This is a genomic window from Flavobacterium covae (genome assembly GCF_001534645.1).
Lineage (GTDB): Bacteria > Bacteroidota > Bacteroidia > Flavobacteriales > Flavobacteriaceae > Flavobacterium > Flavobacterium covae.
In genome coordinates this window covers 851,759-865,241 of the sequence record NZ_CP013992.1, presented here as the reverse complement: position 1 = coordinate 865,241, position 13,483 = coordinate 851,759, and the positions used below count along the sequence as shown (strand labels likewise).

The following is a 13,483-nucleotide window of genomic DNA, read 5'->3' as shown; positions in this document are numbered from 1 at the left end:
ATTGGTTATCATGAGTCTTTTAGTCTTCTATTGTATCGCAATGGTAATGCTTTTTTTCTGTTTTAGTTGCTGGTCGCACAGGGGCTCCTTGGTTTTTTTGCTGCAACATTTGATTTATTAATTCTATTTTCTCCAGTTGAATTGTTTGTCTGTATTGTTGATCTTGTATTCTATCATAATATATAGTTCCTTCAATTATGGTCTTCTCTACTTTTGCATATATTGATAATGGATTATCATTCCATAAAACTAGATCTGCGTCTTTACCTATTTTTATACTTCCTATTCTATCATCTAGGTGTAGTAATTTAGCTGGATTTAATGTTATCATCTTCCAAGCTTCTTCTTCTGATATGCCGCCATATTTAACTATTTTTGCTGCTTCTTGATTTAATCGTCTTGACATTTCGGCATCATCAGAGTTTATTCCTACAAGTACTCCTTGTTTATGAAGAATGGAAGCATTATAAGGTATGGCATCATTTACTTCATATTTATAGGCCCACCAATCGGAAAAAGTGGAAGCTCCTGCCCCATGTTTTTTTATTTCATCCGCAACTTTATATCCTTCTAATATATGCGTAAAGGTATTTACCTTAAAGTTAAATTTTTCAGCTACTCTCATTAAAGATAAAATTTCAGACTGAACGTAAGAATGACATGAGATGAATCGTTTTTTATTTAAGATTTCAGCTATTGTTTGTAATTCAAGATCAATCCGTGGTTCTTTTAATTTACCTGATTTTCCTTGTGTATTGTAGAGTTTCCACATTTTATCATATTCTAATGCTCGGGTAAAATAATCTATAAATACTTGTTCTACTCCCATACGGGTTTGCGGGAAACGGGTTGGATTTGAAATTCCCCAATTAGATTGTTTTACATTTTCTCCTAAAGCAAATTTGATAAATTGAGGTGCGTTTTGAAAAATCATTTCATCGGGTGCTAATCCCCATTTCCAACGTACTATAGCTGACCGCCCACCTATAGGATTGGCTGAACCGTGTAATAATTGTGAGGTGGTTACTCCACCTGCTAAATTTCTATAGATATTAATATCTTCTGAATTAACAACATCTTCTATTGTTACTTCGGCTGATGAATTATGTCCTCCTTCATTTACTCCTTTAGATATTGCTATATGTGAGTGTTCATCAACAATTCCACTTGTTAAATGTTTGCCTTTTGCATCTATTACTTCGGCTGTAATATCACTAATATTCTTTCCTATTGTTTTTATTTTTCCATTTTTTATTAAGACATCTGTTTCTGTTAGTATTCCTTCTTTTTCATTAGTCCAAACTGTGGCATTTTTAAATAGTATATTTCTTTCTTTAGGTCTTTCAGGGTTTCCATACGGTAAATTTGGGTAGGTTATAGGGGAAATTTTTTTTATCTCGTCTTTCGATGGTTTTTCTTTGGTTGTTACAAAAACATTTGTTTGCTTAGCTTCCCAAGTAGATTCTAATCCTTGGGCTGTTACAACTTTTCCTTGTATGTTTTTAGCATCTGAAATAAACCCTGTTAATCTATGAAATTTTGTTGTGGTGGAATCTGTTGTTTGTAATAGAAGATTTATCCAATTATGAGAAACTGTTAATTTAGAGTTTACTTTTTTATCCTGATCGTTTTTAACTTCTATTTTGGGAGTATTTATTTCTCCTTCTATATTCATTTTATATTTTTCATCTCCAATGGTTAATTGATAGGTTCCTCTGATATCTTTTGTTTCTAAATCGTTTATTATATATTTTCTACCATTAACCCAATTTTCAAACAAGGTAGTTTTTACATCAAAAATATCTCCTGAAGTAATTAAAAAATTGGCATAAGCTCCTTTTTTCAGACATCCTATTTTATTGGTTTTCCCTAGCAAACTAGCTGGAACTGTAGTTAATGCTTCTAGTGCTTTAGTTTTGTTTAAACCGTATTTTATGGCTTTTAATAAATTCGTTTTAAAGTCCTCTATTTTTTTTAATTTATCTGTTGTTAGGGCAAATACAACGCCATTATCATCTAATATTTTAGGGTTTAAGGGAGCTTGATTCCAGAATCGTAAATCAGCCAATTCTATTTGATTGGCTATATAAGGATCTGATACGTCATAAGCTTCGGGAAAATTAATCGGGATAATAAATTTAGAATTTATTTTTTTAATTTCTTCAATACGTTCAAATTCGTTTCCTGCTCCTTTGAATATATAATTAATTCCAAATTGTTTTCCTATTTTGGCTATTCGTAAACTGTTTAATTTATCTTCTGTGTCAAAAATTTGAACTAGTTTTTCATTTTTTATCAAAGATTCTAAAGAAGTATCTTTATAGTCTGAATTTTCTTTTTTATACCAATTAGCATCGTGATACATCTGCTTCAACAGTGCTAATGTTCCCATTAATGAAGATGGATACGCTTGATTAGAAGATGTACTTCTCATTAAAGAGAAATGATGAGTTATTGTTTTTTCTAAAAAATTATGGGTTTCTTGTTCATTATTCAAAAATACTAAAGCACCTGTACCTCTAGCAATTCCATCTGGAATATGGGTACATAAAAGACCAAATCCTGCTTTTAAAAATTCTTCTGCTCTTTGATTGTCATACTTATAAACTTCAAAAGCATTATTTTCTGTTTTAATGTGTTCATTCCAATAATATCCTTTTCTTTTAGTATCATAAAAAAGATTATCATTTCTATTTGTATTAGATTTTGTCGTTGTTTCGATTCCAAAATTAGTGTACAAATCAATAAATGAAGGATAAATTGTCTTTCCTTTTAAATCAATACTAATAGTTTCTTTAGGAATTATTACATTTTGACCAACTTCTATTATTTTACCCTCTTTAACTAATAGTATTCCGTTTTCTATTATTTCAGAAGGTGTAATGTAAATTTTTGCATTAATAAAAGCTTTTAGGTTATGGAATCTATTTTTAACATTTTCATTATTTGGAAAATATTCTTGCGAATTTATTGTTTGTAAAAACACTAAATTTAGGAGTAAAAATGCTTTTATATTTTTCATTATTAAAGTTTTGTTTAATTCTTGAAAATTAAAAATAAGCAGTCAATATATTTTATTTTAATTAAATTTTAACAAAATTTTAAGTTTAAAATAAGAATTAATATTCTTTTTTTACTAATTTTATTAGATATAAAGCCTTTAAAATAATATAAGCCATGTTAGTAAAAGTATTTGGAAGCGCCGTTTTTGGCGTAGATGCTACTACTATTACAGTAGAAGTAAACACAGAAAAAGGGATTGGTTATCATCTAGTAGGATTGCCTGATAGCACCATCAAGGAAAGTTGTTTTAGAATAGCAGCTGCTCTTAAAAATAATCATTATCAATTTCCAGGAAAAAAAATAATCGTAAATATGGCTCCTGCTGATTTACGCAAGGAAGGATCCGCTTATGACTTAACGATTGCTATTGGTATTCTAGCCGCTTCAGAACAAATTAGCAAGGATAAAATAGACCAATATGTCATAATGGGCGAACTTTCTTTAGATGGAAGTTTACAACCTATAAAAGGTGCTTTGCCTATTGCTATAAAGGCTAGAGAAGAGGGTTTTAAAGGATTTTTCTTACCCAAACAAAATGCCAATGAAGCCGCAATCGTATCTGATTTAGAGGTGTATGGCATTGAAAACGTGAGTGAAATTATTGATTTTTTTGAAAATAAAACACAACTAGAACCTATAAAAATAAACACTCGAGAAAATTTTTTTAAGACTATTGATTTTCCTGAATTTGATTTTGCAGAAGTGAGAGGTCAGGAATCAATTAAAAGATGTATGGAAATAGCAGCAGCTGGAGGACATAATATTATATTAATTGGTCCGCCTGGAGCAGGCAAAACCATGCTAGCTAAAAGGTTACCCAGCATTTTACCTCCTATGACATTAAAAGAGGCATTAGAAACAACAAAAATACATAGTGTTGCAGGAAAATCAAAAGATTCAGGTTTAATTAATCAACGTCCTTTTAGGGCTCCTCATCATTCTGCCTCAAGTGTTTCTCTTGTAGGTGGAGGCAGTTATCCACAGCCTGGAGAAATTTCCTTAGCTCATAATGGTGTTCTTTTTTTAGATGAACTCCCTGAGTTTAAGAGAGAAGTTTTAGAAGTAATGCGTCAACCATTGGAAGATCGAGAAGTAACTATTTCCAGAGCTAAATTTACAATTACCTACCCTTCATCCTTTATGCTTGTTGCCAGTATGAATCCTAGTCCGAGTGGCTATTTTCATGATTCTTCTTCTAAATTAAGTTCAAGTTCTAATGAAATGCAACGGTATATGAACAAAATATCAGGTCCTTTATTAGATCGAATAGATCTACATATAGAGGTAACACCTGTTCCTTTTGAAAAACTTTCAGACAATCGTCCTTCCGAAAGTAGTTTAGAAATTAGAAAAAGAGTCTGTAAAGCACGTGAAATACAGAGTTTAAGATTTGAGAAATATGAATATTTACACTATAACGCTCAAATGACTACAAAACAAATAAGAGAATATTGCTCTTTAGATAATGATTCTCTTCATTTATTAAAAGCTGCAATGGAACGACTAAGTTTATCCGCTAGAGCTTATGATAGAATATTAAAAGTATCTCGTACTATTGCTGATCTTGAAAATTCAGATGGTGTACACGCTCATCATATAGCGGAAGCTATACAATACAGGAGTCTAGATCGAGAAGGTTGGCTTGGCTAGATCCTATAAATTTAAAAAAGAGAATATTCATATAATGATAATATTCTCTTTTTATATAAATCTATAATATCTAAGACTATCCAAAAGTTTAAAATCTTATCCACTTAACTTGATCAACTATCTTCATTTTAATCGCCAAAGACATTGTTGTCAAAATATTTTATATGATTTTTACAATATTATTTATGTGCATAAAATTTTTCTTTTTGGAGATTTAATTTTTTTAAACTAATTGTTTTAATGCTATTTCAAAAGCTCTTGCGCTTATATTCTTTTTATCAGAACTTGAATCAAATGTTTTTTGGATAGCTGTTTTAATAACGTCTGAAGTATCATTAAAAATAGCTTCGTCTGTCATTTGTACTTTTCGTTCCATAAAGTAAGCAAAAACACGAGCCATACCACAATTTGAAATAAAATCAGGAATTAAACTTACTTTGCTATCTGTTTCTTCCATAATAGGACCAAAGAAAATTTCTTTATCTGCAAAAGGAACATTGGCTCCACAAGAAATCACTTCTAATCCTGAAGTAATCATACTTTCAACCTGTTCTTTTGTAACTAAACGTGATGCGGCACATGGTGCAAAAATATCTGCTCCTATAGACCAAATTTTTTCATTAATTTCAGAAAAAGAAATCATATCATTCGTTACTAATTTATTTCCATCTTTATTTAAGAATAATGTTCTAATTTCTTCAAAACTAAAACCATTTTCATTAATAAGACCACCATCTCTATCTATTATTCCTACAATTTTGGCTCCCATTTCTGCTAAATAAAACGCAGCTGCTGAACCTACGTTACCAAAACCTTGAACAATGGCTTTTTTACCTACAACACTCCCTCCATAAATATCATAATAATGTCTAACGGCTTGCGCTACTCCATACCCTGTAATCATATCTGCTACAGTATATTTTCTATGAATATCAGGTGAAAAGGTGGTATTTTCTATAACTTTTACAACTCCTTGACGTAATTGTCCTATACGGTTTATTTTATCAGCCTCAGTTGGTTTAAAATGTCCATTAAAAACACCTTCTTGTGGATGCCAAACGCCACATTCTTCGGTCATTGGTATTACTTCGTGAATTTCATCTACATTTAAATCTCCTCCAGTACCATAATAACTTTTTAGTAAAGGAGAAACTGCTTTATACCAACGTTGTAATACTTCTTTTTTTCTAGGGTCATTTGGATCAAAATTAATTCCTGACTTTGCGCCTCCTATAGCTGGTCCAGAAACTGAAAATTTAACCTCCATTGTTTTGGCTAACGATAAAACTTCATTCATATCTAATCCTTTACGCATACGAGTTCCTCCTCCAGCAGCTCCTCCACGCAACGAATTAATTACAGTCCAACCTTCTGCTTCTGTTTCTGGATCCTTCCAATGAAATACTACTTCTGGTTCTTTATTTTCAAATTTCTTTAAAAGCTCTTTCATGTTATTCTATTTATTTTTAGATGTGTATCTTATAAAAAAAGTTGCGCAAATGTAAATATTTTGCACAACTTTTTTTATAGGTTAATTTTTTAATGTTTTCCTAAAAGTTCATTCTTTAAATCTTCATCTGCTGGCTCATTTGATAACCAAATACCGAAAAGAGCTTTTTTAAAATCTTTTCCTTCTACTTTACCTTTTAACTTATCATTTTTAGTAACTGAAATAGCTTCTTCTTTTGGATTGTAAGATAATACGTATACGTCTCCTTTTACAATCTCTTCGGAAAGCAATGATTTAAATTGGTTAATTTTAGGCATCATAGCGTTTAGTTTTTCTCCACATGATTTTTCAAAACCTTTTTCCATTGCACTGGTTAACTTTCGAGCTGTAACCATTTTTGAAATTATTTCAATACGAATGGCCATATCTGTTTCACTATCCATAATAACTTGTGGATCTTGAGATAAAGCTGTTAAATACAAAGCTTGTACATATACATCAACCCAAGCTTTTGAACGAGTTCCAAATCCATTTAATTGAATTTTTTTTCCTCCATTTACTTCTATGTTTCTAGGAACAATTACGCCTTCTGTCTCAAATTGTGTTTGTGCATTAGACCAGAATGTTACAAACATAAAAGCGGTAAAAAATAACTTTTTTAGTTTCATATTTTTGAATTTTTTAGGGTAATACAAATGTATTACATTTAAATTTCATTCCAAAAAATGATTTTTTTTTATTCTCATTCAAAACGTATATATAAATCCTGATGAGTGATCTTCAAAAGCCCCTGTAACACTTGAAAGTACGTTAATTTTATTTTCTAACTTTAAAACTCCCAAAAATGCAAAAATTAGTGCCTCTTTAAACTCAATTATTTTTTGTTCAGGCACAACAATTTCTATATTTGGATTATTCTTTTTTATCCTTTCTATCAAATCATCATTGTAAGCTCCACCTCCTGTAACCAACATTTTACCTGATTTATTTAATAGTATATTTTTAATTTGAATGGCAATATGTTCTGAAAATGTTGATAAAATATCTGGAATAATTAAGTAATTAAATTTATTAATTATAGGCAATACTTCTTTTTTGACATACTCTATTCCTAACGATTTAGGAAATGGTAATTTATAAAAGTTCAATTCGTTTAGTTCTGCTAATAAAAGATCATTGACAGAACCCGAAGCAGCCATTTTTCCTTTGTTATCAAATTTATTTCCGACTTTTTCTGATAAAAAGTTTAAAACTGTATTTACAGGAGAAATATCAAAAGCTATTCTTTTTCCTTGGAATTCAAATGAAATATTAGAAAATCCTCCTAAGTTTAGACAATATTCAAAATCTGAAAACAAAATCTGATCTCCTATAGGGACTAAAGGAGCTCCTTGTCCTCCTTTTTCAACATCTTGAACCCTAAAATCACACACTACTTTTTGCTTTATTAGCTCGGCTAGTATAGGCAAATTTCCAATTTGTAAAGTACAACCGTTTTGAGGTTGATGTAAGATCGTATGCCCATGAGAGCAGATAGCATCTAAGTCTTTTAGTTGATACTTATCAATAAATCTATTTATAATAGAACTTAAATAGACTGTGTATTCTTCGTTTAAAATCTGTAATTCTTTATTATTAAAATTTACGGCAGATTTTAATTTATACAACCATTCTTCTTCATAAGATATGGTCTCTACTTCTAGGATTTCAAACTTCCAAGTTTGAAGCTCTTTTTTTAGAAATATATGAGCCAAATCAACTCCATCTAGGGAGGTACCAGACATAACGCCTATAACATTAAAAAAGTTCTTTTTCATGACTTGCAAAAATAATTAAACTCATTGGTAAATTAGTATAAATAACTATATTTGAAAACTTTTATAAAAACAAAAACACAAAAATACAATGAACTTTAATTTAAGCGAGGAACATTTAATGATTCAGCAAGCGGCAAAAGATTTTGCTCAAACTGAGTTATTACCAGGAGTTGTAGAAAGAGATGAACATTCTATATTTCCAACGGAGCAAGTAAAAAAAATGGCTGAACTAGGCTTTTTAGGTATGATGGTTGATCCTAAATACGGAGGAGCAGGTTTAGATAGCGTTTCTTATGTATTAGCTATGGAAGAGATAGCTAAAATTGATGCGTCTGCAGCTGTAATTATGTCTGTAAATAACTCATTAGTATGCGCAGGTTTAGAAAAATTTGCTAGTGAAGAGCAGAAAATGAAGTATTTAGTTCCTCTAGCTAAAGGTGATGTTATTGGTGCTTTTTGTTTATCTGAACCAGAAGCGGGTTCAGATGCTACATCTCAAAAAACGACTGCTATTGACAAAGGAGATTATTACTTATTAAATGGTACTAAAAACTGGATTACAAATGGTGGTTCAGCTTCTACTTATATAGTTATTGCTCAAACAGATGCTGAAAAAGGACACAAAGGAATTAATGCTTTCATCGTAGAAAAAGGATGGGAAGGTTTTTCTATAGGTCCTAAGGAGAAAAAAATGGGGATCAGAGGTTCTGACACACATTCTCTTATGTTTTCAGATGTAAAAGTACCAAAAGAAAACCGCATAGGTGAAGATGGTTTTGGTTTTAATTTTGCTATGGCTGTCCTAAATGGCGGACGTATAGGGATTGCTTCTCAAGCTTTGGGGATTGCTTCTGGTGCATACGAATTAGCATTAAAATATTCACAAGAACGCGTAGCATTTAAAAAACCTATCTTCCAACATCAAGCTATTGCTTTTAAATTGGCAGATATGGCTACTCAAATTACGGCTGCTAGAATGCTTTGCTTGAAAGCAGCTTGTGAAAAAGATGCTGGACAAGATATTTCTCATTCTGGTGCAATGGCAAAACTATTTGCTTCAGAAACAGCTATGAACGTAACAATAGAAGCCGTTCAAATACATGGTGGTAATGGATATGTAAGTGAGTACCATGTAGAAAGGATGATGCGTGATGCTAAAATCACTCAAATCTACGAAGGAACTTCTGAAATTCAAAGAATTGTAATTTCTAGAGGTTTAATAAAATAAAACTCAAAAAAGAAGCTCTCTAAAACAACATACTAAATTGTTTTTTTCTAAAGAGCTTCTTTTTTACAAAAGAACACACATCATATTCAGTTCTAAAAAAGAACTCGGAAAATATTATGAGCTAAGTTAAACCAAAGTGTATTTTTATCAGTAAAATTTATTCCTAAAAAGATTATATATATTTATAACTTATCTTCGTTAGAATATTTTTTTTAATACCATCTTTTTTTATTTTTCTTAGAATTATCTGACTTCCTTGATTTTTTTCCACTTTTTTCCTTTGGTTGGATATTGCCTTTAAGGATGGCTTTTTTTTGATTTAGTTGATTTTTTTTACTATTATTTGATTTCCAAGGAAAGGGATGATCTTCTTCTATTGTTACTTTATTCTTTAATAATCTGGTTATATCTTTCCAATATGTTTCTTCATCTTTTCCACAAAAAGAAATTGCTATACCTGAATGTCCTGCCCTCCCCGTTCTTCCTATTCTATGAATATAGGTTTCAGGAATATTGGGCAAATCATAATTAAGAACTACAGGAAGCTGATCTATATCAATTCCTCTTGAAGCAACATCTGTGGCTATCAAGAAATCAATTGTTTTATTTTTAAAATTTTCTAATACTTTTTGGCGTGCACTTTGTGATTTATCCCCATGCAAAGCATCACAGTTTAATTGATTTTTTTGCAAAAACTCAGCAAGATTATCTGCTCCTTGTTTTGTTCTTACAAATATTATGGTATTAACGAGTTCTTTTTGCTTAATAACTCGCAATAAAAGTTGTTTTTTTTCGGTTTTTTCTACAAAATAAACCAATTGTGTTATGTTCTGACTACTATGTATGGTTGATTTAACTTCTATATATTTAGGTTTTTTAAGAAATTCTTCAGCAATTTCTCTAATCTCTATGGGCATTGTAGCAGAAAACAATAGGGTTTGTCTGTTCTGAGGAGCTATTTTCGTTATTTTTCTTACGTCATTTATAAATCCCATATCAAGCATTAAATCTGCTTCATCTATAACTAAATGATGTAGGTGATTGATATCTATTACTCCTTGTTTATTCAGGTCTAAAAATCGTCCTGGGGTAGCAATTAATATATCTATTCCTTCTTTTAACTTTTCTACTTGAGTGGTTTGTGATACACCTCCATAAATGGTAAGTGTTGTACAATTTGTATATTTTCCGTATTTATTAAAGCTTTCTTCTATTTGTAAGGCTAATTCTCTTGTGGGAGCTAAAACAAGTGTACGAATGTGTTTTCTTTTTTTAAAAGATCCTACTATAGGAATTAAATAATTTAGGATAGGAATTGCAAAAGCGGCTGTTTTTCCCGTTCCTGTTTGGGCACAACCTACTAAATCTTCTTCTTCAAGAATGATTGGTATTGCTTTTTCTTGTATTTCTGTCGGTTTTATATAGGTTGCTTCCTTTATTGACTGTACTATATTTCGATGAAAACTAAACTGTTCAAAAGTCATATATATATATTTTAGGTAAAGGTACTATTTTGTGACTGAAGAATGTGCTTTTATAAAATCAGTTATTAAATATCCTATTAGTTTACCTACTAATTGAGGATTTTTATCTTCTCCTAAAGAAGGAGCTCCTTCACAAATATGTAAATAAGAAGCATTTTTATGTTTACCAAAAAAATAACAAAACTGTCTTACTTCTTCTACAGAAAAACCACTTAATGTCATGGCACTAGAAGGTATATTAGGAATAGAATCTAAATCTATTTCAATTCCATACGGATCTCCTTTTACATGTTCGTAGGCTGCCTTTAATTCTGACTGATAGTGTTTTTCTTGACGAATTTTAATTTCATCATAGGTAGTATATCTGACACGATCATTTTTACTTTTTATAATATCTAATACATTTTTAGATGTATAACTTTCATGTAATCCGAAAATAAAATAATTTTTTAAAAAGCCTTCTTCAAAGGCATACGAAAAACCATTACCGCTATGTCTTCCTTCTAAAATTCTAAAATCAGAATGGGCATCAAAATTTACAGCGTTAATAGATTTCCCTAATCCCAATGCGGTTCCTTTAATATTTCCGTAAGCATTATTATGTCCTCCGCCAATCACAATAGGTACTTTACCCGCTTTTATAATATGATAAATAATATGAGATACTTCTTTATCTATATTTTCAACTATTTTAAATAATTGTTTTCGATCATCAGGATTATTAGGATCTAAATCTTCTGCCTCACTCATTTCTTGTGAAACATCTACACGTCCTAAAATAATAATTTGGCTTCCTTTACAAAACTTGTTATGTTGTATATTAGCTACACTTTGAATGGTACTTTCCCATGCTGTTTTAGCTCCTTTTCTTCCTAAATTAGCACGTATTCCTATATCTTCTGGAATTCCTACTAGTACGTATCTTGCTTCACTTCTTTTTAAAAAACTAAAAACATCTTCATCTTTAGGGAGAATTTGAATTTTTTCTCCAAATTTTATTTCTCCATTACGATAAGATGTAATTTTTGAAAGATCAGATTGTCTAAAACGAATTAATTTTTCCATTGGGGAACGAAATTATATTGGGTCAAAAATACTATTTTTATGTAAAGTTACGTTAACTCTTGGTACAATCACATTAAAAAATTATTTTAGCATACTATAATAACCCTAAATAAATAAATTTAATATGCAAAGAAATGCTCCAAAAAGACCTAACAACATAGGATTCAAAATTGTTATAGGTATTTTATTAATCATGTTAACTGCCAGCTTGGTTTACATTTACAAACTAAATGAAGATTCTAAAAATACCTTATCTGTAGTAAAAAATGAAAAAGAGGCTTTAATGAAAGATTTAGAAATAACTAAGCAATCTTTAGAAACTGCCATGGAATCAAATACTACAATGACTGAAGAATTAATGGCTGAAAAAGAGAAAATTCAGCAATTAATGAATGAATTAGAAAAAACAAAAAGCACAGACACAGTTTCTATCAACAAATATAAAAATGAAGTTCAGAAACTAAAATCAAAAATTGCAAATTTGATAAAACAAATTGATGGATTAAAAAAAGAGAATGCAACACTTAATACTAAAATTGATAGTACTAATACTGTATTAAAAGAATCTCGTTCTAAAAATGACACTTTAATCTCAAAAAACAATATGCTTGCCAAAGCAATTGAAAAAGGATCAAAACTTTCTATTGTAAACCTACAGACAACGGCCGTTAAGCAAAAAAGCAGTGGTAAACAAATTGTTACAGATAAAGCAAGTCGCGCTAATCTTTTAAAAATTAGTTTTACAATAGCTGAAAATCAAATTGCCAAATCAGGAGATAAGTCATATTACGTACAAATCATAGATAGTAAAAATAATGTATTAGGCGATAAAAAGATTGAAAGCTTTGGCGATAAAATGCTTACTTATAGCTTTATGTCTTCTGTTCGTTATGAAAACAAAACTGTAAAAGTAGAAAAAGATCTTCCTGTAGAAGATATTTCAGAAGGTACCTTTTTTGTAAATGTTTTTGATAAAACCGAATTAGTTGCCAAAACAAGTTTTTCTCTAAGATAAAAAATTACATTGTTTTTACCTCACTTCACTCCAAGCTAAGCTGATCTAAAAATAACAAATTCAAATTAGATAAAGAAGATAATAGTCACGTGATGTATAAACATTACATTAGGCAGTAAATACAATACAAATTGTATAAATTAAAAAGTCATTCTAAAAAATCAACTCCTTTTAAAAGAGCTAATTTTCCCGAATGACTTTTTATTATTTAAATTCATATAGTTATAATTAACAAAACAACTTCTTTAAACAATAAAGAAGTTTAGAAATTTGTCAAGATGGCAAAAACATTATAGTAAGAGATCAAAAAACTCTTTTTTGAAGCATTCCCCCCCCTAAAACACACTATACTAGGAGTATTTAAGATATTACAGTCTTTATAAAAATATATGTTTTTTTAGGCTCTTACTTTTAACCTATTGAAGATTTTTTTCTTCTTTTACTACTAAAATTGAACCTTATCAAAAACAGAATTTTAAAAATTAAAAACGAAAAAATGTCTTCATCTATTGATAATAGCACTTTAAGATCAATCTACTTAGTATTAAAAAAAACAATTAAAAATGATAATTACTAATTTAAAATTGAAGCATTTTTTTAAATCCATTTTTTATTTAAGAAAAGGCCCGAATTATAAAAACCCAAGCCTTACTTTTTAACTTACATTCTTTCTGGAAAGATAATATCTTATAAAAATTAATATTTAATCTA

9 protein-coding genes are annotated in these 13,483 nt (G+C 29.9%); 3 read left to right on the top strand and 6 right to left on the bottom strand.

Going from position 1 to position 13,483, the window contains the following annotated elements:
- Nucleotides 1-19: 19 nt before the first annotated feature.
- A complete protein-coding gene (locus AWN65_RS03770) occupies nucleotides 20-3,022 on the bottom strand; it encodes an amidohydrolase family protein (RefSeq protein WP_060381941.1) in 3,003 nt (1,000 codons plus the stop codon).
- 155 nt (nucleotides 3,023-3,177) lie between these two features.
- Here AWN65_RS03770 and AWN65_RS03765 point away from each other — a divergent pair, with 155 nt between their 5' ends.
- Entirely contained in the window at nucleotides 3,178-4,713 is a 1,536-nt protein-coding gene (locus AWN65_RS03765) for a YifB family Mg chelatase-like AAA ATPase (RefSeq protein WP_060381940.1), read from the top strand.
- A gap of 223 nt (nucleotides 4,714-4,936) precedes the next feature.
- On the opposite strand, the gene AWN65_RS03760 is transcribed toward AWN65_RS03765, so the two are convergent.
- From AWN65_RS03760 to AWN65_RS03750, 3 genes are all read right to left on the bottom strand, one after another.
- On the bottom strand, nucleotides 4,937-6,163 hold the full coding sequence (locus AWN65_RS03760) for a Glu/Leu/Phe/Val dehydrogenase dimerization domain-containing protein (RefSeq protein ID WP_060381939.1): 1,227 nt from the start codon (nucleotides 6,161-6,163) through the stop codon (nucleotides 4,937-4,939).
- A gap of 89 nt (nucleotides 6,164-6,252) precedes the next feature.
- A complete protein-coding gene (locus AWN65_RS03755) occupies nucleotides 6,253-6,831 on the bottom strand; it encodes a chalcone isomerase family protein (protein WP_060381938.1) in 579 nt (192 codons plus the stop codon).
- 78 nt (nucleotides 6,832-6,909) lie between these two features.
- A complete protein-coding gene (locus AWN65_RS03750; protein ID WP_060381937.1) occupies nucleotides 6,910-7,980 on the bottom strand; it encodes an anhydro-N-acetylmuramic acid kinase in 1,071 nt (356 codons plus the stop codon).
- 88 nt (nucleotides 7,981-8,068) lie between these two features.
- On the opposite strand from AWN65_RS03750, the gene AWN65_RS03745 reads away from it, so the two are divergent.
- On the top strand, nucleotides 8,069-9,208 hold the full coding sequence (locus AWN65_RS03745; RefSeq protein ID WP_060381936.1) for an acyl-CoA dehydrogenase: 1,140 nt from the start codon (nucleotides 8,069-8,071) through the stop codon (nucleotides 9,206-9,208).
- A gap of 212 nt (nucleotides 9,209-9,420) precedes the next feature.
- Here the strand turns inward: AWN65_RS03745 and AWN65_RS03740 are convergent, their stop codons facing one another.
- Nucleotides 9,421-10,692 carry a DEAD/DEAH box helicase gene (locus tag AWN65_RS03740; RefSeq protein WP_060381935.1) on the bottom strand — a complete coding sequence of 424 codons (1,272 nt, stop codon included), beginning with the start codon at nucleotides 10,690-10,692 and terminating at the stop codon, nucleotides 9,421-9,423.
- Between the two features lie 24 nt (nucleotides 10,693-10,716).
- Nucleotides 10,717-11,757, bottom strand: a complete 1,041-nt coding sequence (locus AWN65_RS03735) for a formimidoylglutamase (protein WP_060381934.1) — start codon at nucleotides 11,755-11,757, stop codon at nucleotides 10,717-10,719.
- 124 nt (nucleotides 11,758-11,881) lie between these two features.
- On the opposite strand from AWN65_RS03735, the gene AWN65_RS03730 reads away from it, so the two are divergent.
- Nucleotides 11,882-12,772, top strand: coding sequence for a coiled-coil domain-containing protein (locus AWN65_RS03730; protein ID WP_060381933.1), 891 nt, complete (start codon nucleotides 11,882-11,884; stop codon nucleotides 12,770-12,772).
- Nucleotides 12,773-13,483 lie beyond the last annotated feature (711 nt).